Source organism: Advenella sp. RU8, from assembly GCF_048381675.1.
GTDB lineage: Bacteria > Pseudomonadota > Gammaproteobacteria > Burkholderiales > Burkholderiaceae_B > Advenella.
In genome coordinates this window covers 174,733-197,841 of the sequence record NZ_JBLWIS010000001.1, presented here as the reverse complement: position 1 = coordinate 197,841, position 23,109 = coordinate 174,733, and the positions used below count along the sequence as shown (strand labels likewise).

17 protein-coding genes are annotated in these 23,109 nt (G+C 51.5%); 8 read left to right on the top strand and 9 right to left on the bottom strand.

Going from position 1 to position 23,109, the window contains the following annotated elements:
* Window positions 1–16: 16 nt before the first annotated feature.
* Entirely contained in the window at window positions 17–3,547 is a 3,531-nt protein-coding gene (gene smc / locus ACM5Q9_RS00870) for a chromosome segregation protein SMC (protein WP_418142850.1), read from the bottom strand.
* Between the two features lie 244 nt (window positions 3,548–3,791).
* On the opposite strand from smc, the gene lplT reads away from it, so the two are divergent.
* The gene (gene lplT / locus ACM5Q9_RS00865) at window positions 3,792–5,105 is read left to right on the top strand and encodes a lysophospholipid transporter LplT (protein WP_418142849.1); all 1,314 of its coding nucleotides are present in this window, start codon (window positions 3,792–3,794) and stop codon (window positions 5,103–5,105) included.
* Window position 5,106: 1 nt separating this feature from the next.
* On the opposite strand, the gene ACM5Q9_RS00860 is transcribed toward lplT, so the two are convergent.
* Together ACM5Q9_RS00860 and tsaB are read right to left on the bottom strand one after the other, a co-directional pair.
* A complete protein-coding gene (locus ACM5Q9_RS00860) occupies window positions 5,107–6,033 on the bottom strand; it encodes a uracil-DNA glycosylase (protein WP_418142848.1) in 927 nt (308 codons plus the stop codon).
* 13 nt (window positions 6,034–6,046) lie between these two features.
* Window positions 6,047–7,336 carry a tRNA (adenosine(37)-N6)-threonylcarbamoyltransferase complex dimerization subunit type 1 TsaB gene (gene tsaB / locus ACM5Q9_RS00855; protein WP_418142847.1) on the bottom strand — a complete coding sequence of 430 codons (1,290 nt, stop codon included), beginning with the start codon at window positions 7,334–7,336 and terminating at the stop codon, window positions 6,047–6,049.
* A 364-nt stretch (window positions 7,337–7,700) separates the two neighbouring features.
* On the opposite strand from tsaB, the gene ompR reads away from it, so the two are divergent.
* From ompR to ACM5Q9_RS00840, 3 genes are all read left to right on the top strand, one after another.
* The gene (gene ompR, locus ACM5Q9_RS00850) at window positions 7,701–8,435 is read left to right on the top strand and encodes a two-component system response regulator OmpR (protein ID WP_169294059.1); all 735 of its coding nucleotides are present in this window, start codon (window positions 7,701–7,703) and stop codon (window positions 8,433–8,435) included.
* A gap of 15 nt (window positions 8,436–8,450) precedes the next feature.
* Entirely contained in the window at window positions 8,451–9,854 is a 1,404-nt protein-coding gene (locus tag ACM5Q9_RS00845) for an ATP-binding protein (protein ID WP_418142846.1), read from the top strand.
* A gap of 63 nt (window positions 9,855–9,917) precedes the next feature.
* Window positions 9,918–10,466, top strand: a complete 549-nt coding sequence (locus ACM5Q9_RS00840; RefSeq protein WP_418142845.1) for a peroxiredoxin — start codon at window positions 9,918–9,920, stop codon at window positions 10,464–10,466.
* A 30-nt stretch (window positions 10,467–10,496) separates the two neighbouring features.
* Here the strand turns inward: ACM5Q9_RS00840 and ispF are convergent, their stop codons facing one another.
* Window positions 10,497–10,982 carry a 2-C-methyl-D-erythritol 2,4-cyclodiphosphate synthase gene (ispF, locus tag ACM5Q9_RS00835; RefSeq protein WP_418142844.1) on the bottom strand — a complete coding sequence of 162 codons (486 nt, stop codon included), beginning with the start codon at window positions 10,980–10,982 and terminating at the stop codon, window positions 10,497–10,499.
* A 78-nt stretch (window positions 10,983–11,060) separates the two neighbouring features.
* Window positions 11,061–11,759 (bottom strand): 2-C-methyl-D-erythritol 4-phosphate cytidylyltransferase, encoded by a 699-nt coding sequence (ispD, locus tag ACM5Q9_RS00830; protein ID WP_418142843.1) that lies wholly within the window; start codon window positions 11,757–11,759, stop codon window positions 11,061–11,063.
* 241 nt (window positions 11,760–12,000) lie between these two features.
* Here ispD and mfd point away from each other — a divergent pair, with 241 nt between their 5' ends.
* The 4 genes from mfd to ACM5Q9_RS00810 all read left to right on the top strand — a co-directional run bounded on the left by mfd (window position 12,001) and on the right by ACM5Q9_RS00810 (window position 18,586).
* Window positions 12,001–15,435: a transcription-repair coupling factor gene (gene mfd / locus ACM5Q9_RS00825; RefSeq protein ID WP_418142842.1), complete on the top strand. Its 3,435-nt coding sequence runs from the start codon at window positions 12,001–12,003 to the stop codon at window positions 15,433–15,435.
* Between the two features lie 47 nt (window positions 15,436–15,482).
* Window positions 15,483–16,337 carry a phosphoserine phosphatase SerB gene (gene serB / locus ACM5Q9_RS00820; RefSeq protein ID WP_418142841.1) on the top strand — a complete coding sequence of 285 codons (855 nt, stop codon included), beginning with the start codon at window positions 15,483–15,485 and terminating at the stop codon, window positions 16,335–16,337.
* A gap of 580 nt (window positions 16,338–16,917) precedes the next feature.
* The gene (locus ACM5Q9_RS00815) at window positions 16,918–17,685 is read left to right on the top strand and encodes a type IV toxin-antitoxin system AbiEi family antitoxin domain-containing protein (RefSeq protein ID WP_418142840.1); all 768 of its coding nucleotides are present in this window, start codon (window positions 16,918–16,920) and stop codon (window positions 17,683–17,685) included.
* Window positions 17,672–18,586, top strand: a complete 915-nt coding sequence (locus tag ACM5Q9_RS00810) for a nucleotidyl transferase AbiEii/AbiGii toxin family protein (RefSeq protein ID WP_418142839.1) — start codon at window positions 17,672–17,674, stop codon at window positions 18,584–18,586. The genes ACM5Q9_RS00815 and ACM5Q9_RS00810 overlap by 14 nt, the downstream gene beginning before the upstream one ends.
* Before the next feature lie 466 nt (window positions 18,587–19,052).
* Here the strand turns inward: ACM5Q9_RS00810 and ccmI are convergent, their stop codons facing one another.
* Genes ccmI through ACM5Q9_RS00790 form a run of 4 tightly spaced genes read right to left on the bottom strand, consistent with a single transcriptional unit; the run spans window position 19,053 to window position 23,105 of the window.
* On the bottom strand, window positions 19,053–19,991 hold the full coding sequence (gene ccmI, locus ACM5Q9_RS00805; RefSeq protein WP_418142838.1) for a c-type cytochrome biogenesis protein CcmI: 939 nt from the start codon (window positions 19,989–19,991) through the stop codon (window positions 19,053–19,055).
* Window positions 19,988–20,563, bottom strand: a complete 576-nt coding sequence (locus tag ACM5Q9_RS00800; RefSeq protein WP_418142837.1) for a cytochrome c-type biogenesis protein — start codon at window positions 20,561–20,563, stop codon at window positions 19,988–19,990. The genes ccmI and ACM5Q9_RS00800 overlap by 4 nt, the downstream gene beginning before the upstream one ends.
* Entirely contained in the window at window positions 20,560–21,090 is a 531-nt protein-coding gene (locus ACM5Q9_RS00795; RefSeq protein WP_418142836.1) for a DsbE family thiol:disulfide interchange protein, read from the bottom strand. Before ACM5Q9_RS00795 ends, ACM5Q9_RS00800 begins: the two co-directional genes overlap by 4 nt.
* Window positions 21,087–23,105: a heme lyase CcmF/NrfE family subunit gene (locus tag ACM5Q9_RS00790; RefSeq protein WP_418142835.1), complete on the bottom strand. Its 2,019-nt coding sequence runs from the start codon at window positions 23,103–23,105 to the stop codon at window positions 21,087–21,089. Before ACM5Q9_RS00790 ends, ACM5Q9_RS00795 begins: the two co-directional genes overlap by 4 nt.
* Window positions 23,106–23,109: the final 4 nt, after the last annotated feature.

The window sequence follows — 23,109 nt, the reverse complement described above, 5'->3', positions numbered from 1 at the left end:
TTTAACCCTATGATTATCATGCTTCATTGGCCAATTGAACAGCCGAATCAATATCAACGGCAACGATTCTTGAAACACCTTGCTCTTGCATCGTAACACCAATTAATTGTCGGGCCATCTGCATGGCAATTTTATTATGAGAAATAAATAAAAACTGTGTCTGGTCACTCATGCTTTTGACCAGGTTTGCATATCTTTCGGTATTGGCATCATCCAACGGTGCATCCACCTCGTCAAGCAGACAAAATGGCGCCGGGTTCAGCTTGAACAGGGCAAATACCAAGGCGGTTGCGGTTAAGGCCTTTTCGCCCCCCGAAAGCAAATGAATCGTGCTATTCCGCTTACCCGGTGGCTGCGCCATGACCTGCACGCCGGCATCCAGAATTTCTTCCCCGGTCATAGTCAGACGCGCTTCCCCGCCCCCAAACAACTTGGGGAACAACTCACCAAAGTGGCCGTTAACCTGATTAAAAGTTTCCTGTAACAATTCACGGGTTTCACGGTCGATTTTACGAATCGCATCTTCGAGTGTATCGATGGCCGAAATCAGATCATCGTGTTGCGTGTCAAGGAAACCTTTGCGCTTGCGTGCTTCAGCCAGTTCATCAAGCGCAGCCAGGTTAACCGAACCCAGGCTGTCTATCTGCCGGGAAATTTTTTGGACTTCGGACTGGAGCCAGCCGGTTTTTTGCCAGTCTGGCGGCAAATCGGCCAACATGGCACGCAATTGATCACGATCCACTTCGTGCTGATTCAGTTGGTCGGCAAATTGCTCGACTGCCAGGCGCGCTGCCTGCTCATCAAGCTGCAACTGCATGATACGGGCGCGCAAAGGCTCTAGAGACTGTTCAAGGGCCTGCCGGCCATCATCCGCATTACGCAAGGTGGCGGCAATATTTTCCAGCTCAATCCGGGCCTGCGTCAGGGCTTCTTCTTTTTCTGCCCTGATTTCAAGTGCTTCCTGCAAACCACTGCGAGTGGCCTCTTCATCAAAATCAAACAGTTCCTGCTCAAGGTTATCCAGTTCCGCCTTGGCCTGCCCGCTTTGGTGACGGGCCAGATCCTTGTTCTTCCCAAGCTCGGTAATACGGGCAGCCAAAGAGCGCTGGCTGAACTCGGCTTCCTGAGCCGACCGCTCAAGGTCCCGCAGGGCTTGCCTGGCCTGCTCGACCTCTTGCGCCAGGTCTTCGCCCTGCATTTGCGCATCGGCATGGCGGCTTTGTATTTCGCCCAACTCCATGTCAAGGGTTTCGAAACGGGCCTCGCTGGTTTCCATGATCGCGTGCAGTTCTTCACGTTGCAGGTCCAGGTCGGCCAAATCTTCGTTCAAGCGGCGCGAGCGTTCGTCTGACTGCTGGACTTGTTGCTGCAGGCGGGTGTATTCGAGCTGCAGGTCGTGACTGCGGCGGGTTAATTCGGCCAATCTTTGGCGTGCCGGCACCATTGCCTGCGACACCTGGCTCCAGGCACTTTCACTACGGGCAACCGCACTGATCGCCTGATCGGCAATTAACTGGCCTGCCTTGATTTCACGTTGCAGGTTTTCAATTTCGTTCTGGCGCGCCAGCATGCCGGCCTGTTCAGAATCGGCCGCATAAAAACAAACGCCGCTGGCATCCACCACATGACCGCTTTTAAGCACAAACTGGCCACCCTCGGGCAACTGCTGGCGGCTGGCCAAGGCCTCGGAAAGGTCATCGGCCACATACACGCCACGCAACCACTGCACAACCAGCGCCTTAAGGTCTACATCATTGCAGCGCACCAGGGATGACAGCAACTTCAGGCCTTGAGCAGAAGCCACGGCGACTGGCTGGGCAGCCGGTTTCTGGTAAAACGCCAACCGTGACGGGGGGGCATCATGAGCAAAAGCGCGGGTAAGTTCAAGGTTACGCACTTCTATGGCGGCCATACGTTCACGCAAGACCGCTTCAAACGCGCTTTCCCACCCCGGCTCAACCTGGAGCTTTTGCCACAGGCGGCCCAGGCTGGATAATTCATGCTTTTGCAACCAGGGTGCCAAGGCCCCCTGCTTTTGCACATCTTCCTGCAATTTCACCAGTGCGGCCATCCGGGCCTCTAAGCGCGCTAGGTTGGCATTTTCCGCCTGGGCATTATCATGGGCCTGGCGACGGGCCTCTTCAAGACCCGGCAGACGCTCTTCAAGACTGATCAACTGCGCCTGCGCTTCTTCAAGCTGGGCAGCGGCAGCAGCGCTGTCACCGGCCAACTGCTCGCTGCGCCCGGCATCGGGCAGGACAATTTCACTTTTTTCTTTAAGCAGCCTTTCCCGCCGTTGCTCAAGCAATTGCAACTGCCGGCTGGTTTCCCTTTGCTGCTGTGCCACCAAAGCGAGGTTTTGTTCGATACCAGCCAAGGTACTGCGCAAGCTCTCACGCTCGGCAGCCACCTGCCTGAGCCGGTTTTCCAGTTCGGGCAGGTGCGACTGCATTTCCTCTACCCGGGCCCGAGACTCTTCCGCCAGTTCGGCGGAAACCGCACTTTCTTCTTCAAGCAGGGCAATTTGTTCTTCGCAATGCCGGTATTGCTCTTCCCACTCCCGGATTTGCGTATTGAGTTGTGACTTGCGGTTATGCAGACGATTACGCGAATCGGCCACATGCCTGATTTCGGTTTCAAGGCGACTGACCAGTGTATTGGCTTCGTACATGGCGGTTTGTGCCGCATGGACTGCATCGCTGGCCTCGTAATGTGCCTGGCGACGGGCCTCAACGGCCGACTCGGAAGAACGCAACTGCGCCAGGGCGGCCTCAAGATCGGTTTGCGCTTTTTCGCTTTCCTCGGCTTTGCGCTGCCTTTCCAGTTTGGCGTTTTCTTCGCGGATCATCCACAATACGTGCTGTTTCTTCTCACCCTCTTGCTGCAGGCCGCGGTATTGCGTTGCTACCTCTGCCTGCGCCTCCAGCTTGCCAAGCTGGGTATCCAGTTCTCGCAGGATATCTTCAACGCGCGTCAGGTTTTCACGGGTATCAGCCAGACGATTTTCGGTTTCACGGCGCCGCTCTTTATAACGGGACACACCGGCAGCTTCTTCAAGATAAACGCGCAGCTCTTCGGGCTTGGCCTCGATAAGGCGGTTGATCATGCCCTGCCCGATAATGGCATAGCCCCGGGAACCCAGGCCAGTACCCAGAAACAAATCATGAATGTCGCGACGGCGAACCTGCTGGTTATTGATGAAATAGCTGCTGGTACCATCTTTGGTGAGCACGCGCCGGACAGAAATCTCGGCATAAACGCTCCATTGCCCTACCGCACGGCCTTCGCTATTGTCAAACACCAGCTCGACCGACGCCCGTCCAGCCGCCTTGCGATTAGCCGAACCATTGAAAATGACGTCTTGCATGGACTCGCCACGCAACTCGGAAGCCTTGGTTTCACCCAGCACCCAACGCACGGCATCGATAATATTGGACTTTCCACAACCATTGGGACCCACCACACCTACCAGCTGGCTGGGAACAGGAATGGTAGTAGGATCTACAAATGATTTGAAACCGGATAATTTTAGTTGGGTTAAACGCACATTAATGAACAGGAATACTTTATTAAACTGGTTTCATGCAATTTGCGGCTGCAAGTTGCATGAAGCCTTAAACCTTATATAATAACCTAGCTGCATACAAAATATAGTCAATAAAAGTTACCGCCCCACTAAATTTTACCGGTACGTTTTCTACGCTCCTGGTAACCGAAAAATTCAGTTGGCAATACTTTATTTCTTCATGCAAGCGGTCACTTCACAGTAAAAACAAAAAATTGGAATTCGGTTGAAAAAAGGTTTTTATCTCGTCATGATCGCGCAAGCGTTATCCTCGCTTGCCGACAACGCTTTATTTATTGCTGCAATAGCACTCATCGCCGAACTGAACGGGCCCGACTGGATGACGCCGGCAATGAAGTGGTTTTTTGCGTTTTCTTACGTGATCCTGGCCGCTTTCGTTGGCGCCATTTCAGACTCTTTCCCCAAGGGAAGGGTCATGTTTGTGACCAACGCCATCAAAATCTCAGGTTGTCTGCTCATGTTCGGTTTCGAGTTCGTCTCGGGCAACAACCACTCACTTCATGCTTATATTGTCTGTTTTTCGTACGCATTGGTGGGCATTGGTGCTGCGGCATACTCTCCGGCCAAATATGGCATCGTGACAGAACTTCTGCCGCCCAATGACTTAGTCAAGGGCAATAGCTGGATAGAAGGCCTTACCGTGCTTTCCATTATTCTTGGTGTCGTGCTGGGCGGCAAGCTTACCGAGCCAACCATGTCCGGCTGGCTGCTGGCCAACCCGTTTATCAGCAGCATTGCCAAAACACCGGCTGAAGCGGCCATCGTGGTGATTGCCACCATTTATATCATGGCGGCCCTGTGCAACCTGTTAATTCCCAATACACACTTCGTTTATCCAAAGCAGGAAACCAATCCTGTCAAGCTATGCAAGGTTTTCTTCAGCTACGTCAAAATCCTGTGGCAAGACAAAGTGGGGCAAATCTCCCTTGCGGTTACCACCCTGTTCTGGGGAGCCGGGGCAACCCTGCAACTGGTCGTTCTGCAATGGGGTCAAGACCACTTGAACCTAACCATTGCCCAATCAGCCAATTTAATGGGGGTAGCCGCCATCGGCACGGTACTTGGTTCGGTGTTGGCCGGCAGGGTACCGCTTCGCAAAGCACTTAGCGTGTTGCCGGTTGGCATTATCATGGGCCTGGCCGTCATGCTCATGACCATCACCAAAAGTGACTGGAGTGTCTACCTCGTTCTTATTCTAATTGGCGGCCTGGCCGGCTACTTCGTCGTGCCCATGAATGCACTGCTACAGCACCGCGGGCATGTCCTGCTGTCAGCAGGCCATTCGATTGCCGTGCAAAACTTTAACGAGCAGCTTAACATCCTGTTCATGGTGGCAGCCTATGGCAGCATGGTAGCCTTTGATATGCATATCAATACCATCATCATTATTTTTGGCTCGATTGTGTCGGTATTAATGTCTTTCATCATTTTATGGTGCCTGATCAACAAAAAACGCTACCCGGACACCTTCAATGAAATTGGAGACCTGGGCCACGGCCGGGCACAACAAAACACCTAGTTCAATTCGCGCTGCGCACAATCCGCAAGGCCTTTTGAAGGTCTTGCCATACCTTGGCCTTATCAGTGTGCGCCACCATTAAATGATTAGGGTGATAGGTAACCACTAGCGGAATCTGCTTTCCGTTTGCCGTGCTAATAAACCAATCTTTTGCACGCAAAGCTTCAACGGTTTCCGTACTGCCTAAAAGCAGGTTGGCCGCACGTCCAAAAACCACAATACACTTGGGTTGAACCCGTTCGATCTGGGCCTGCAAATAACTCATGCAACTGGCTGCCGCTTCCTTTGAAGGGGCAATATTGGCGATTGGCCGGCACTTCACCAACGGCGATATAAACACCGTTTCACGGCCCAAATGGACAGATTTCAGAATATTGTCGAACAGCGTCCCTGCCTTGCCCATAAAGGGCCGCCCATGCCAGTCGTCCTGTTCACCCGGGGCTTCCTCAACAAACATCCAGTCGGACGGTTGCGCCCCTTCACCGAACACGGCCTGCCTGCGATGCTCACCCAGATTGCAGCTATTACAATTGGCCACGCTTTCACGCAGGCCGGGCCAGTCAAGCTGACTAAGATCGGGCCGCAACACGACAGGAGAAGGCACATCCTTGGTGGTTTCAGGGGCTGGCTGTTGACTGGCAAAATTGCGCACTGGCCGTTGCGCTACCGCCGGTTGCGAGGCAACCGCCCGTTGTGTAGGCAGCGGGGATGCCTCAGGCAGGCGGGCGGACAGGTTTGCCTTGGCCCGGTTACCCGGTTCGTTAATCCCGGATTCAACCGCCACGGCATCATCCGCCGGCCGTTGGACAATCACAGGAACAAAAGGCTTGCCCCACAAGCGGTCTATGCCCGACTCTTGCAGCCACAACACTTGCAGGCCATTGATATTGGGCCTGACCGGAACCGGGGGAATTATATTAGGGACCATAAACCATTAAGCATTAAGCCACACTCTTTTGCAAAACCAGCGCATCTTCACTTTCACCATTATTACCGGAATAATAACCCTTGCGAACGCCAATTTGCACATAATGATGACGCTCATAGAAAACCCGTGCCTGCTGGTTTGAAGGCCGCACCTCAAGCACCTGCAAATCAAGGCCGGCTTCTTTAAGCTTGTTTTCTGTAACCGCCAGCAAGCGGCTGCCAAGCCCCTGTCCCTGGCAACCAGGCATTACGCCAATCAATAGCAGATGGGAAACATCGGGGGCCAGCATTTGCAATGCAAAACCCAAAACCGTATTTTGCCTGTCGGTGATCACCCAGCCCGGATAATTGGCTTTTAACGCATCCAGAAAATTCCCTTTGGTCCAGGGTTTTTCCTGCACTGCCTGCTCTATGGCCAGCACCTCATCAACATGGGCTTCCTGCATGGCCTGAACAAGGTAATCAGCATTCTCGGGCGGTAAGACGTCTTCATTTTCAGGCACGGGCCGGCCATTGCCAACCGGCAAGCCGGCCTTGGGATTACCCCCTGCCCCCTGTTCGCGCTCTTGGGTGGTGAAAGCCACCTTATCCCTGACATACAGCGGGCTGGCATGGTCGGGCTGAATAAATTCCCCCTTGTGCCAGGCGGACAAGGCAAGTTGCACAACCGTGTCGGCACCGGCCCATACTGAAGGCCCATAAGCAATACCCGCTTGCTCCTGCAACACCTCGGGATAAGCAAGCAGGGCGTTGCCGGCCAGCAAAAAGCGAATGTTTTCACCCGCTTTCAGCTCCCATTCGGCCCGCTGGCTTTCAAGCCAGGAAAAAACCTGATCGGCAGCAATCAAACAAGGACCCTGGACCGTTTCCAGCCCACCGGGATGATTGCTGTCTTGGCGATAAACGGCCATGAAGACCTCGCTCATGCGGGCATCAAGCACACTGACAATATAATGGCCTGCTGCCTGCTCACGAGCAAGCTCGGCCGTGGCCCGCAGCGAAGTAACCGGATATACGGGCACCCCCAAACCAAAGCCCAATCCCTGGGCCGCTCCGCAGGCAATTCGCAAACCGGTAAAACCGCCCGGCCCCTGCCCGAAAGCAATGCCGTGAATATCGGTTTTTGCCAAACCGGCCTCTTCCAGCAACTCATCAAGCATGGGCAGCAGGCGCTCGGCGTGCTGCTGGCCAACCTCATTGTGCCGGACCGTGACCGTGGAATGGCCTTGCTCATTGGCACGCAATAAGGCAACACTGGAGCCGGAGCCCGAGGTTTCGATTCCAATTAAATTAATGTTCGTCATAAAAAATCAAAAAAACTATCGTATCTACCGATATGCAACATGCCTTATTTGTTACAAAATGCCAGAGCACGCATAACAAGACAAAGCCACACCAAGCTTGGGATAACGCAAATGTTTTTGAAAAACCACTTTAAAATTTGCTTTATTCCACCGATAATAGTGTATTGCCGTTAATAAAATAACATTTTAATGTTTAAAGTTCAGTATCCGGTAAATTTGGTTCAATCATCTGTAAACAAAACAATCTTGATTATTACAGGCACAAATATCCGTTACACAAGAATCACAATTTCCCATACTTTTTTTGTGTAACATGTTGTGAAACCCCCTAGTTAACCTTTTTGAAGGCTGTTACATTTCCGGTATGAATACTCAAAATCAAACTTCACCTCGAAAAATACTGGTTGTAGACGACGATCAACGTCTGCGTGATCTTCTGCGTCGCTACCTGTCTGAGCAAGGGTTCAATGTTTTTGTAGCCGAAGATGGCAAAGAAATGTCCAAGCTCTGGCAACGCGAACACTTCGACCTGCTGGTTCTTGACCTCATGTTGCCGGGCGAAGATGGCCTGTCCATCTGCCGTCGCCTGCGTGGCGCCGGAGACAACACCCCCATTATCATGCTGACGGCCAAAGCGGAAGAAATCGACCGCATCCTGGGCCTTGAAATGGGTGCAGACGATTACCTGTCCAAACCGTTTAACCCGCGCGAGCTGCTGGCCAGGGTCAATGCAATTTTGCGCCGCCGCGGTTCCGATGAGCATCCAGGTGCACCAAGCCAGGAAAATGAATCCATTATTTTTGGTCCTTACACCCTGAACCTGTCAACCCGTACCCTTAGCAAAAACGATGAGGTTATCCCCATCACCACGGGTGAATTTTCAGTCCTTAAAGTCTTTGCACGTCACCCTAAAGTACCCCTGTCCCGTGACAAACTCATGGAACTGGCACGCGGGCGCGAGTACGAAGCCTTTGACCGCAGCCTGGACGTTCAGATTTCCCGTCTTCGCAAGTTAATCGAACCCAATCCTGCCAAGCCGGTTTTCATTCAAACAGTCTGGGGGCTGGGCTATGTTTTCGTACCCGATGGCGGAAACTGATATCCCTTAAGCTAAATGCTGGAAGATAAAAACCACTTAAAAGGTTTATGGCAAAAAACACTATTCAAGGCCCGGCTGAGTTTATTCAGCCGGTCTTTTTTACTGTTGGCTTCCCTGCTTATTGTCAGTCTGAGCACTTGGCTTGCCGTCTTTTTCAGCATGCAGGAAGAACCCCGGGCCATTCAGTTGGCACAACGGGTCGTCACCGCCCTTAAAATTACGCAAAAATCCTTGCATTACGTTCCTTCATCAGAACGCAATGCACTGGTTATCGACCTGGCCACTGACAGTGATATCCAGTTTTTTCCCCGTCAGGGTGATGACACCACGCTGCCCCTGCCCAACACCCTGTTCTGGGAAACCTTCACGCAACATATCAAGCTGGAAACCAAAAATCCCAACACCATAGTGGCCGCCAACATGAACGGCGAGACCGGCATCTGGATCAGCTTCATGGCCAATGATGACCTGTACTGGCTGCTGCTGAAAAATGACAATTCTGAATTATCGCTTGTCCATGAGTGGCTCGGCTGGGGCATTATAGCCCTCATCCTGGCTGTCACCGGTGCAGCCATCAGCGTACGGTTTGTCAACACCCCCCTTTCACGCCTGTCCAAAGCCGTGCAACAAGTGGCCCGAGGCGAGAACCCGGCCCCGCTACCCACCAACGAAGGCCCCCTTGAAATTCGCGACCTCAACCATGCTTTCAATCGCATGGCGCGTGATTTGCGCCAGATCGAAGCCGACAAAGAACTCATGCTGGCAGGCATCTCGCACGATCTGCGTACGCCACTGGCGCGCATGCGGCTGGAAATTGAGCTTAGCAACGTGGATGATGCCGCCCGCGCGGCGATTGACGGGGACCTGGCGCAAATTGACCATAGTATTGGCCAGCTGATGGAGTATGCCCGGCCGGCCGGTGTCATTCCCGATACTGCCATAGACGTATCCGAAGTCCTGACGATGCTTTGCCAACGCGAGAAAAACTATACCGAATCCCTGTCCGGCACCCTGGAATTCAACATAGCACCAGGGCTATATGCCAAAATCGGTGAATTAAACCTCAAGCGCATCGTCAGCAACCTGATTGAAAATTCCCGCCGTTATGGCAAATCGGCAGATGGTGGGGCACATATCACAGTTACTGCCCGGACATCGGGCTCACTGATTCATATTGATGTCAGCGACCAGGGGCCCGGCATCCAGCCCAAGGACATAGAACGCCTGCTACGGCCTTTTTCACGTGGCGAAGTAGCCCGCACAGGCGTAAGTGGCGCAGGCCTGGGTCTTTCAATTGTCGAACGGCTGCTCAAGCACGTTGGCGGCTCTTTGAAGCTTCGGCCCAACAAGCCCCAAGGCCTGACCGGCCATATTGAAATTCCCAAAGCCAGGCCGGGCAATAATCATGCAGACACCTGAAAGCGTTAAGGTTATACTGATTTAGATCTTGTAACATTAAGGAATAAGGAAAAAGGAAAGAATATGAAAACCATTGGTGACAAACTGGAAGCGTTTAAAGTGATTGGCGTGAAGCCCGGCTTCAACAAACACGAAGAAAACGGTGTCTCGGCTTTTGAAGACATTACCGAAAGTTCTTTTCCGGGCAAATGGAAAGTCATCTATTTTTACCCCAAAGACTTCACCTTCGTGTGCCCCACTGAAATTGTCGGCTTCAACAATCTGGTGCAGGAATTTACCAGCCGTGACGCGATACTCATGGGCGGCTCGGTCGATAACGAATTCTGCAAACTAGCCTGGCGCCGTGAAAATGCCGAACTGGACAAACTGGGACATTATTCATTTGCCGACTCCACCGGCTCCTTGATCGACCAGCTGGGCATCCGTGATAAATCGGCAGGTGTTGCCCTGCGGGCCACATTTATCATAGATCCCGACAACATCATCCAGCATGTATCGGTTAACAACCTGAACGTTGGACGCAATCCCGAAGAAGTCCTGCGTATTCTTGACAGCCTGCAAACCGATGAGCTCTGCCCCTGCGGCCGGGAAACCGGTGGTGATACCCTGTAAAAGTAAACGGATTTTGGGTTTACGTAATTTTCAAGGCTTTGCCAGCAAGACGACTACCGTAGCGGCAATGCCTTCTTTTCTACCCAAATATCCCAAATGCTCATTGGTCTTGCCCTTTACGTTCACACAGTCTATTGGCAAACCCAGATCATTGGCAATATTGGCCACCATGGCAGGCGCATAAGGCATGATTTTAGGCGCCTGGGCATGAATGGTCGCATCCACATTCACCGCCTGCCAACCGGCTTCCCGCACTTTCTCATACGCCGCCCTTAACAGCATACGGCTGTCTGCGCCCTTATAGGCAGGGTCGGTATCAGGAAAGTGCCGGCCAATATCACCCAAGCCCGCTGCGCCCAGCAAGGCATCGGTAATGGCATGCAACAGCGCATCGGCATCAGAATGCCCTTTCAGCCCATGCGTATGCGGTATGGTTACGCCACCCAGAATCAAAGGCCTGCCTTCTACCAATGCATGCACGTCAAAACCCTGGCCTACCCTGAACGGTACTGTCATTTTATTTCCTGTCCAAATATTGTTTGATAGTTAAACTTTTAAAGCAAGCAATGAACTGATCACCTGCCTTGCCAATTATTATAACCAGTGTGCCATGATCTCAAAATCGCCGGGCCAGGTCACTTTCATGTTCTGGATACTGCCCCTTACCAGCATCGGTGAAAATCCGGCAAACTCCATGGCCGACGCTTCATCGGTTACCTCAAAACCCTGCTCCCTGGCCTTCAGCAAGGCATCACGCAACAGGCCAACCCTGAACATTTGCGGCGTTTGTGCCAGCCACAGGCCTTCACGTGGCACCGTGGTTTCAACCACCTCCAGGCCATTTTTCACTACCGCCCTTTTCACCGTATCAGGTACCGGTGTTGCCAGAATACCGCCTTGGTCATGGAACAGGCAGGTTTGAATCAGACGGTTCAGGGACTCGGACTGTAAACCCGGACGGGCTGCATCATGCACCAGGACCCAGTCGCTATCGGCAGCCTGGCTGGCCAGCAAGGTATTTAGCACCGTATCCGCACGACTGGCCCCACCGCTTCGATGAATGCAGACCTGCTCAAATTCTGGCATGACGCAATCAGCAATATAGGCATCATTAGGCGCCACACCAATATGTACCTTGCAGATACCGGCGTGGCTTAACAAAGCCTTTACCGTATGCACCAGCATGGGCACGCCGTTAATGACACGATACTGCTTGGGACCCACATGCCCGTCACCGTGTGCTCGTGCACCAATCCCACCGGCGGGAATAAGGGCAATTATTTTTTCACTCATGATTGTTGATACAGGAAAATCCTGCCACTACCCAAAAACAGCATTATTGCATATGCACGAGCGCTTGCCTTGCAGCACCTTGAAAAAGACAAGCAAACCGGTTTAGGTACGCTTCTGCAAGCCGCCTACTGGTTTATCAAAAAGGAGCCTGGCAGTTAAAAAACCGGTGAGCAACATTCACCATAAAAGCGCCTGGCATCGCTGTTAAAATAAATGTTTTGAATTTCACTTCCCAACTGTTGTGTCTTTACCTTCAATACCCAAACTGCTTGCCAGCCTGAAACCCGGCCAACGATTCAACCATCCATGTCCGGCCGGCTCCGGAGATGCCTGGCTATTGGCTGAACTGGCCCGGGCCGCCCAAAAAACCATCGTGGTGCTGTGTGCCGACCCCTTACAGGCACAACGGCTGGCTGAAGAAACCAAACGCTTCAATCCGCAAGTAAAGGCGCGCCAGCTTCCCGACTGGGAAACCCTGCCTTATGACGGCTTTTCACCACACCAGGACCTTATATCCGAACGCCTGAAAACCCTGCATGCCCTCATGCTTGAAGAGGTGGACATCCTGACCGTGCCCGTAACCACCGCACTGTACCGCCTGCCCCCCCCTTCGTTTCTGGCCGCCTACACCTTTTCCTTCAAAAAAGGCGATCGCGTCAATGAGGCTGCCTTGCGTGACCAGCTCATGCTGGCCAACTACACCCATGTTACCCAGGTTACCGCGGCCGGTGAATTCTGTATCCGGGGCAGCCTGATAGACTTGTTCCCCATGGGCTCAATAGTGCCGTACCGGATAGACCTGTTCGATGACGAAATCGACTCGATCCGCAGTTTTGACATAGACACCCAGCGCAGCCTGTATCCGGTTAATGACATACAACTGTTGCCCGGCCGTGAGTTCCCCATGGACGAAGACGCGCGCACCCGGTTCCGTTCGCGCTTTCGCGAAGTTTTTGAAGGCGACCCTTCCCGCTGCCTGCCCTATAAAGACGTGGGCAACGGCATTGCCTTTGCGGGCATTGAATATTACCTGCCGCTTTTCTTTGACGAAACCGCCACCCTGTTCAACTACCTGAAGCCTGACACCATCACGGTAACCCTGGGTGATCTGGAAGAAACCATTACGCGTTTTCACAACGAAACCCAAAGCCGCTACAGCTTCATCAAATCAGACCGCGAACGGCCGGTACTACCCCCCGAACAACTCTTCCTTTCACGCGAGCAGATTTATAACCAGTTCAAAAATTTTGCCCGCCTGAACCTGGACAACAAGCAGGCATCGGAAGAAATCACCCCGGCCCCCAATGTAGCCGTTGCCCGCCGTGCCGAGCAACCTTTTGCCAAACTGCAGCAAATGGTGCTTAACAAACAGCATAAAATCCTGCTTTGTGCCGATTCCGCAGGCCGCCGTGAAACCCTGCTGCAAATGCTGCAGGAACACCAGCTGGCACCTGACACCCACTTGGACACCATTCACGAATTCATTGCGTCTGATGCCAGCTTTGGCATGGTGGTGGCCCCCATCAACACCGGGTTTCTGGTTAACCATCTAAACTTTGCCCTGCTGACCGAAAATGACCTTTACCCCGGCACGGCCACCTACACCCAGCGCCGCCGCAAGCAACAGGAACGCAGCAGCGATGTTGATGCCATGGTACGGGACTTGTCCGAACTGCGCGAAGGTGACCCGGTGGTGCATGTCCAGTACGGAATTGGCCGCTATCACGGCCTGGTCAACATGGACCTGGGCGAAGGCAATGTAGAACTGTTGCACCTTGAGTATGCCAATAAAAGCACCCTGTACGTGCCGGTTTCACAGTTGCACGTGATTGCCCGTTACAGCGGCGCTGACCCCGAACAGGCCCCCTTGCACCAACTGGGTTCAGGCCAGTGGGACAAGGCACGCAAAAAAGCCGCCAAACAAATACGCGATGCCGCCGCCGAACTGCTTAACCTTTATGCCCAGCGGGCCGCCCGCGAAGGCTACGCCTTCAAGCTGCCCTTCAGCGACTACCAAAGCTTTGTGGAGGGCTTTGGTTTTGAAGAAACCGCCGACCAGGCCGCAGCGATTGAAGCCGTGATCCACGACATGACATCGGGCAAGCCCATGGACCGCCTGGTATGTGGCGATGTAGGATTTGGCAAAACCGAAGTGGCCCTGCGCGCCGCTTTCCTGAGCGTGGCCAATGGCAAACAGGTGGCCTTGCTTTGCCCCACCACCCTGCTGGCCGAACAGCACGCCCAGACCTTTGCCGATCGCTTCGCGGACTGGCCCGTCAATGTCGCCGAGCTGTCCCGTTTCAGGTCTGGCAAAGAAGTGGCCGCCACCATTGAAGGCATCGCCAAAGGCACTGTTGACATCGTCATTGGCACGCATAAGATCCTGTCCAAAGACGTACAGTTCAAACAACTGGGTTTGGTCATTATTGACGAAGAACACCGCTTTGGCGTCCGCCAGAAAGAAGCCCTGAAAGCACTGCGGGCCGAAGTCGATGTGCTAACCCTAACCGCCACCCCGATTCCGCGTACCCTGGGGATGTCGCTGGAAGGCATTCGCGACTTTTCGGTCATCGCTACCGCACCGCAAAAACGGCTGGCCATCAAAACCTTTGTACGCCGTGAAGACGGCAGCACCATACGCGAAGCCGTACTGCGTGAACTCAAGCGTGGCGGACAGGTGTATTTCCTGCACAATGAAGTGGAAACCATCAACAACCGCAAGGCCCGCCTGCAAGAACTGGTACCAGAAGCCCGCATTGCGGTGGCACACGGCCAAATGCCCGAGCGCGAACTGGAGGAAGTAATGAAAGGCTTCTACCAGCAGCGTTTCAATATTCTGCTGTGCACCACAATTATTGAGACCGGGATTGACGTCCCTAGCGCCAACACGATTATTATTCATCGCGCAGACCGCCTGGGCCTGGCCCAGTTGCACCAGCTGCGTGGCCGGGTTGGGCGTTCCCACCATCAGGCCTATGCTTATCTGCTTACCCCCGGTGAGGACGCGATTACCAACAATGCGAAAAAACGCCTTGAAGCCATCCAGTCCATGGAAGAACTGGGCTCGGGCTTTTTCCTGGCCATGCACGACCTTGAAATCCGCGGCACCGGTGAAGTCTTGGGTGAATCACAATCTGGCAATATCCATGAAATCGGCTTTTCGATGTACACCGATATGCTGAACGAGGCGGTACGTGCCCTGAAAGCCGGTGAAGAGCCCGATCTGGAGTCTCCCTTTGCACCTGTCTGTGAAGTCAAGCTGCATACATCTGCCCTGCTGCCTTCTGATTACTGCGGCGATGTTCATGCCCGCCTGTCTATCTACAAACGCCTGTCACACGCCAAAAATGAAGACGAGCTACTGAAAATACAGGAAGAACTGATCGACCGCTTTGGCAAACTGCCCGAACCCGCCGTCATGTTGATCACCACTCACCGGCTCCGTATCCTGGCTGAACCACTGGGCATTAGCCGCCTTGATATTAGCGACGAGCAGGCCATGCTTAATTTTGGCCCCAAAGCCAATATAGACCCACTACGCATGATAGAGCTGGTGCAGAAACAAAAACACATACGCTTCAGCGGTGCCGACAAACTGCGCATGGAACTGGCTAAAATGCCCGATATCAACCAACGCGTCAATGCGGTACGCCAACTACTACGATCATTATCCTGACTGTTTACTTACCCTGAATATTGTTCAAGCATAAACCTATATATACCATGACCACACACCTTATACTGCAAACTTCAAGCATTCTTGGCAACCTTATCGAACATGCTGCCGCCATTTCAAGTGCCAACGGCATTCACCATATCAACAGCTGCGCTGCCCGCCTGATCGACGTAGACCCTGCTTGCCGCGAAGAAATCATGCAATGGGCCACCAGCAACCGGGTCGATACGGCTTTCATCAATAACTACAAGCCCCTTGCCGAAATGAAAGTGCTGGCCATGGACATGGACTCTACCCTGATCAATATTGAGTGCATTGACGAAATTGCCGATATGGCCGGACGCAAACAACAGGTATCCGCCATTACCGAAGCCGCCATGCGGGGGGAAATTAAAGACTTTGCAGAAAGCCTGCGCCGCAGGGTTGCCTTGCTGGAAGGCGTACCGGCCACGGCACTGGAAAAAGTATATGAAGAACGGTTACGCCTTAATCCCGGGGCCGAAAAACTGGTTCAGGGTGCCCAGGATGCCGGCCTGAAAGTATTGCTGGTTTCTGGTGGATTCACCTTCTTTACCGAAAGGCTGCAAGAACGTCTTGGCCTGGATGAAATTCATGCCAATACCCTGGAAATTGAAAATGGCCTGTTAACCGGTCGTGTGCTGGGGGATATTGTGGATGGCCAGGCCAAAGCAAATTTCCTGAAAGCGCTGGCGGAAAAAGAAAACGCCCTGCCCGAGCAATGCATTGCCATGGGCGATGGCGCCAATGACCTGATCATGATGGGCCATGCGGCCTATTCGGTGGCTTACCGCGCCAAGCCGGTGGTGCAGGAGCAGGCGGCGTTCAGCATTAATTATTCGGGGCTGGATGCGGTGCTGAATTATTTTAAACAGGATGCATGAAGCACCTCGTTTATACGCTGAAGCAGCTGAAGTATCCAGTTTATTTGGCTCCGCTTGAAAGTGCGGAAAAGGCAGTCCGCCTTGCTCCGACGCCCCTTCGGGCCGAAGTCGCTGCGCCGGACTGCCTTTTCCGCACCGGGACTTATTCAAGGAAACGCTACCCCTTACACCCCTAAACCAATATAAATAACACCCCAGGCCTATACACTGGTTTCCTTAAACAGCCAAAAGGGGTATTGCCCCTATCTGGGGGTGCGATTCTGCCCGCAGGGCGGTTGGAGCAACACCAGATAGGGGCAATACCCCGCTTTATAACGAAGTCGCAATCCCAATCACAACCTATCCCGTTTTCTCACAAAGCCACCAATCTAACCTTTGCCCTCACCCTGATTTCATTATGATGGAGCACACGGCTTCTTCCGTTTTGCATTAAAAACGTCTTTCATTTAGAATTTCTTGTTTTTACGGCGCTTTTCACCGTGAAAAACAAATTTATTAAACTTACTCAAATATCCTGTTATAGTTTAAATATATTAATTTTAACGGCGATTATCGCCGTATATTAAAAATAATTTAAACTATGCCACATCATTCAAGCTCTCATTGGCTTTCAACTGTTTATTTCGGTCAATTCGTAACCAGGCAATGGTTACTTGAGCAAGGCGTGAGTAAGCACTCCTTGGATAATGCGGTCAAATCAAAAAAATTAAAACTTTTATCCAGAGGCGTTTTGGCACGCGAAGGCGTACCCATAGACTGGCAAGGAACAATCGCTTCCCTTAACCGTATGGGTACGCTGGTTTACATAGGAGGGATCTCAGCCTTGATCCAGCAAGGACTGGCCCATTATGTTGATTTTTCAAATCAGGTTAGTTTGTATTCCCCTGAGGCATCTCCCAGCTGGCTTTCTAAACTTGACCTGAATACCCGCTTAAACTGGCACAGGACTGCAAGGTTATGGAATATGCCTGATTTATTACAAATCAGTAGCCTTAAGAAAAATGAAATAAATAATGGTTACTGGATAATGGCTTCACCGGAACAGGCCATTTTTGAGGTATTGATGGCCGTCCCCGAAGTTTTCAGTTTTGAATATGCTGATCATTTAATGCAAGGACTGGTAAACCTGTCACCCCGCCGTTTAGACGCACTTTTAAAATGCTGCAAACACATAAAAGCCAAACGTTTATTCTTCTTCTTTGCAGATCGTCAAAATCATGCATGGCGTAAAAAACTGCAAGTGGATAATTATGACCTGGGATCGGGGCACCGGCGCATAGCAAGCAATGGTAAATTAGATAATAAATATCAAATAACCATCCCAAAAGCTTTTTATGTCCCAAAATAACATTTACTACAAGCAGGTTAAATTACTTCTGCGTGTACTACCGTTCATCAACGAACAACCATGCTTTGCATTAAAAGGCGGCACCGCCATCAACTTGTTTTTTCGTGATTTTCCCAGATTATCTGTTGATATTGATTTAGTATACTTACCTGATGACAATAGAAAAACAGCTTTGGAAAAGATTAAAATCGCCCTTGATAATATTGAAAAAGATCTAATTTCCGCAATAAAAGATCTGAAAATAATAAAAAGCTATCAGAATAAAGAAGATGCTTTACGCTTAATCATAAACCAACAGGGTGTGTCAATAAAAGTAGAGCTATCACCCGTTTTAAGAGGCACTGTATTCGAAGCAACTTTAAAAGAGACTCTACCTTCCGTAGAAGATGAATTTGGTTTTGCTGAAGCAAAAGTGGTCGCTTTAGAAGATCTTTATGCCGGTAAATTATGCGCAGCTTTTGACCGGCAACACCCTAGGGATTTTTTTGATCTTATGCTCTTGCTGGAACATGAAGGTATTACCGAAGGTATCAGGCAGGCTTTTTTGGTTTATCTAATCAGTCACGCCAGGCCGATGAACGAACTGCTCACGCCCAACTGGAAACCTATTGAGCATGTTTTCAAGTCGGAGTTCGAAGGCATGACCGTTAGAAAATGCACATTAAAGGAACTGGAACAAGCCGCCAAAACAGCACTTAATACGTTACTACATAGTTTCACCGAAAAAGAAAAGCAATTTCTCTACAGCATGTATGAAGATACCCCCAAATGGAATTATTTAAATTTCCCTCATATTCAATACTTACCTGCCGTTAAATGGAAATTATTAAATATAAAAAAAATGAGTATACCAAAAAGGAAACAAGCTCTAGAAAACCTAAAACAGGCATTACACACTTGAAAATTCAATAAAACCAAGTCATATTTTTGATATGCTCAACACCTAAAAGACGGTGATTCTTATAGTACACACGCGGCGTTCAGGATTAATTATTCGGGGTTGGATGCGGTGCTGAATTATTTTAAACAGGATGCGTGAGGTTTTTAGGCTTTTCAGGCTTTTTAGGTTTATTTGGCTCCGCTTGAAAGTGCGGAAAAGGCAGTCCGCCTTGCTCCGACGCCCCTTCGGGCCGAAGTCGCTGCGCCGGACTGCCTTTTCCGCACCGGGACTTATTCAAGAAAACGCTACCCCTTACACCCCTAAACCAATATAAATAACACCCAGGCCTATACACTGGTTTCCTTAAACAGCCAAAAGGGGTATTGCCCCTATCTGGGGTTGCGATTCTGCCCGCAGGGCGGTTGGAGCAACACCAGATAGGGGCAATACCCCGCTTTATAACGAAGCCACCCTCTACAGGCCGCCCTTAATTACTTTTCATAAACTTATGTTCAGGAATATCCTCAACTGAACGAATGGGCGGGTGTGGCAAATCGTCCATTTCCTCAGCCAGGTCGCTATCCACCGCTTTAGTAGGATCAGCTTCCACCGCTTTGGTATCTTCAATTTGACGCACCAAATCACTTCTTTCCTCGCTATCTGCAGGCAACAGGGCCAACAGTTTTTCCCACGTTTCTATCGCCTTGCGGTAATCCGCCTTCTCGTAATAAGAACCGCCCAAAAGCAGCAAAGCATCATGGTCTTCAGGATCAATCGCCAAAGCCTGTTTAAGCAATTCATCGGGCTTGCCTTCAAAACTGCCCCGATACAAAGCCAACACCCCGGCAAACAGCGATAACTCGGTTGGATTATCCTTGATCAATTCCCAGGCGCGGCCATACGCCCCCACAGAATCGGCATGACGTCCCATGGCGCGGTAGCTGCGTGCCAGCATCAGCTGCTGCATCAGATCTCCAGGATTGGCAGCGGCTTTTTTCTCCAGCTCTTCAACCGCACCCACAAACTGCTCTACATTGCCATTCATGCCAAAAGTAGCCGCCGGATTCAGGGCAGCCAGATTACCCAAATAATAATAGCCCGCCGCAGCCACCACCGGCACGGCCACAATCGCCCATGGCATATACTTGGCGCTACCCACTAGTGCCTGTGGCTGGGCTTCCAGGCGGCGCATGTCTTCAACCAGCTGGGTTTGCGCTTCAAGCTGTGCCTGTTGGAAATTGGTCTCATCCATATTACCGGCGGCAAACTCTTGCTGAAGCTCTTGCATGGTTTGTTCATGAACCATGTACCGTTGCTCCAGGGCTCGTTTTTGCAATTTGCCGTATTTGTTTTTTTGCATCGCCCAAAGCAACAAGGCCACCACGATGGCACTAATAAATAGCCCCAATAAAATTAATTCTGTCATTTTTTATTCCCGAAATCTTTTTCCCAACGTTGTATATCTTTAGCCATATCCTGCTCGTCAAGAACTGTCGTTGTTGCCTGCTGACCCTGACGATGAATATGACGCCACAAGGCAAACAGCAGGAACACCAATAAGGCAAACGGACCCAGCCATAACAAATAGGTTCTGGGACTAAATACCGGCTTATAGTGAACAAATTCACCATAGCGAACAACCAGATAATCAATAATTTGCTCATCCGTTTTATGAGCAGCTATTTGCCCCCGGATTTCCTTGCGCAAGTCTTGCGCCAAACCGGCCTGTGAATCAGCGATCGACTCATTCTGGCAAACCAGACAACGCAATTCTTTCGCTATTTCTCGCAGGCGCTCTTCTTCGGCAACACTCAGTCGGGTTTCAAGTTGCGCCCAGGCCGTACCCGAAAAAAACCATCCTTGCCCGGCAAACAGCAAGGTAGTACCCAATATCGCCAGGGCCAAACCTTGCAACCGCCTGAAAAAACCACTTGCCATGCCCTCTTGCCACATGCCGTATCCACCCCGCCTTAAAAAGCTTATAAAGAAATTTTTCATGGTGTTGCCAACGCCTTGGCAAGCATGGGTTTGAGTTTCTTCTCAAGGGTTTCCTCGGTTAACGCGCCTGTAAAGCGCTCAACAATTTCTCCTTGCCGATTGATAATGAACGTCTCGGGCACCCCATAAACGCCCAGGTCAATGCCCACCAGCCCATTCAAGTCAACAGCAATGCGGTCATAGGGGTTCCCCCCCATATCCACCAGCCAGGCACGGGCAGCACGTGAATCATCCTTGTAATTGAGGCCCACCAGGTCTACCCCTTCAGGGCGTTGCCACTTAAGCAACAAATCGTGCTCTGCCTGGCAACTGACACACCAGGAAGCCCAGACATTCAAGACCCAAACCCTGTTTTTGAAATCCTGTTCGGTCACCTGCTTTTGGGCCTGCATCAAATCAGGCAAGGCAAACTGCGGTATCGGTTTACCGACCAAGGCCGAAGGCAAATCCCTTGGGTTCATGCCCAGGCCAAGCCCTAACAGCACCAGCAAACCGGCAAACAGAATCAATGGCAACCAACGTTTCATACTTTCACCTGCTTGCTATCCGGCTTGACCCCTGTGCTTATTGACGGCACATCTGGACTGGTCTGGGTTTTCCTGACTCGGTAACGGCGATCACGCAAACTCATCCAGCCGCCCCAGGCCATTAACAGGCAACCTACCCATACCCAGTTCATTAACGGTTTCCAGTACACGCGAATCAGCCAGGGACTGGTTTCGGGATTATCGCCATGCATTTCACCCAGGGAAATATACACATCCCTGAAAACGCCACGGTTGATCGCGGCCTCGGTCATGGGCTCACCCCCCGAGAAATACTGACGTTTTTCAGGTTTCAACACGCCAATCGGCTTGCCGTTGGCACTTAATACAAAATGACCGATCAAGGCTTCGTAATTTTGTCCGCGATGACCTTGCAAACTGCGAAAACGCACTTCGTAATCTTCCACCTGTACGGTTTGCTGCGGATCAATCATCACATCACGCTCCCACTCATAGGCCGAGACCACGGTGGCACCGATCGCAAACACGGCCACACCGATATGGGCCATATGCATGCCAATAAATGCCTTGGGCTGATTAAACAACGTTGGCAACCAGGCTGTGCCAGCCTGGGTCAGCCGGACCCGATGATGAACGGCCCAAAGACTGGAGACCACGACCGCCCAGCAAATACACAAGGCCAAGGCCACGCCCCAACGCCATTCCCCAAAATACAGGGGCATGGGCAAGCCTAAAACAATGCCCGCCAGCACAATACCCATGGTGGCACGACGTATCTTTTGCCATTGATTCTGTTTCCAGTGCCAATGAACGGAAATAGCCATGAGCGCCATCATGGGCAACCAGATGGGCATCAATACCTGATTGAAATACGGTGGCCCAACCGAGATTTTGCCACCGCCAATGGCATCCATTAGTAAGGGAAACAGGGTACCCAACAAAATGGTGGCGCAGGATACAACCAGGAAAATATTATTCAGCAACAAAGCGGTTTCTTTTGAAAACAGGCTGAATTTCGCACGACTGCTTAACAAGGGTACCCGCCAGCTATACAGGGCCAGGGCGCCCCCCACCACCACCATCAGATAAATCAAAATAAACGTGCCGCGCGATGGATCGGTGGAAAACGCGTGAACCGAAGTCAGCACGCCCGAGCGCACCAGGAAAGTACCCAGAAGCGACAGGGAAAACGTGGCAATCGCCAGCAATACCGTCCATTGCTTGAAAATATTGCGTTTTTCAGCCACCGCCAGCGAATGAATCAGGGCCGTACCTGCCAGCCAGGGCATGAATGAGGCATTTTCAACCGGATCCCAGAACCACCAGCCTCCCCAACCCAGCTCATAATAGGCCCAGGCACTGCCAAGGAAAATGCCAATGGTTAAAAAGACCCAGGCAAGCAGTGTCCAGGGACGGCTGAATTTTGCCCAGGCCGCATCCAGCTGGCCACTAATCAAGGCGGCAATCGCAAACGCAAAAGCCACCGCAAATCCGACATAACCGAGATATAAAAAGGGTGGATGAAAAATCAGGCCGATATCCTGCAATAAAGGATTCAGATCGGTGCCATCCGCCATGGGGGGCAACTGTCGTATAAAAGGATTTGAAGTGAGCAGGATAAACAGCGCAAAACCGAAAATCAGCAAGGCCAGTACCCCCAGAACCAGATTCTGGATATTGGATGGCAAGGCTTTCGAACGTACACTAACCGCTAACGTCCACAAACCCAGCATGACCACCCATAGCAGCAAAGAGCCCTCATGGCCTCCCCAGACCGCCGCCACCTTGTAGAAAACCGGCAATTGGCTATTGGACTGCGCCACCACATAACGCACGGAAAAATCGTCTTGCACAAAGGCATAACTTAATAAAACAAAACTGGCAACCAATAAAGCCGCCATGAGCTGAGCGCTCATTTTTACCGAAGGCAACAACGCATCGCGGTGTGTTGCGCCGGCCCACAGACCCAACGAACCGCTGAACAAAGCAACGGTTGCAGCTAAAATAAGTGCGAAATGCCCCAATTCGACCCACATACGC

Bases quoted from the DNA above. Each gene is read 5' to 3' on its own strand.
- ACM5Q9_RS00860 (WP_418142848.1), bottom strand. From the start codon at position 6,033: ATGGTCCCTAATATAATTCCCCCGGTTCCGGTCAGGCCCAATATCAAT.
- tsaB (WP_418142847.1), bottom strand. From the start codon at position 7,336: ATGACGAACATTAATTTAATTGGAATCGAAACCTCGGGCTCCGGCTCC.
- ompR (WP_169294059.1), top strand. From the start codon at position 7,701: ATGAATACTCAAAATCAAACTTCACCTCGAAAAATACTGGTTGTAGAC.
- ACM5Q9_RS00845 (WP_418142846.1), top strand. From the start codon at position 8,451: ATGCTGGAAGATAAAAACCACTTAAAAGGTTTATGGCAAAAAACACTA.
- ACM5Q9_RS00840 (WP_418142845.1), top strand. From the start codon at position 9,918: ATGAAAACCATTGGTGACAAACTGGAAGCGTTTAAAGTGATTGGCGTG.
- ispF (WP_418142844.1), bottom strand. From the start codon at position 10,982: ATGACAGTACCGTTCAGGGTAGGCCAGGGTTTTGACGTGCATGCATTG.
- ispD (WP_418142843.1), bottom strand. From the start codon at position 11,759: ATGAGTGAAAAAATAATTGCCCTTATTCCCGCCGGTGGGATTGGTGCA.
- serB (WP_418142841.1), top strand. From the start codon at position 15,483: ATGACCACACACCTTATACTGCAAACTTCAAGCATTCTTGGCAACCTT.
- ACM5Q9_RS00815 (WP_418142840.1), top strand. From the start codon at position 16,918: ATGCCACATCATTCAAGCTCTCATTGGCTTTCAACTGTTTATTTCGGT.
- ACM5Q9_RS00810 (WP_418142839.1), top strand. From the start codon at position 17,672: ATGTCCCAAAATAACATTTACTACAAGCAGGTTAAATTACTTCTGCGT.
- ccmI (WP_418142838.1), bottom strand. From the start codon at position 19,991: ATGACAGAATTAATTTTATTGGGGCTATTTATTAGTGCCATCGTGGTG.
- ACM5Q9_RS00800 (WP_418142837.1), bottom strand. From the start codon at position 20,563: ATGAAAAATTTCTTTATAAGCTTTTTAAGGCGGGGTGGATACGGCATG.
- ACM5Q9_RS00795 (WP_418142836.1), bottom strand. From the start codon at position 21,090: ATGAAACGTTGGTTGCCATTGATTCTGTTTGCCGGTTTGCTGGTGCTG.
- ACM5Q9_RS00790 (WP_418142835.1), bottom strand. From the start codon at position 23,105: ATGTGGGTCGAATTGGGGCATTTCGCACTTATTTTAGCTGCAACCGTT.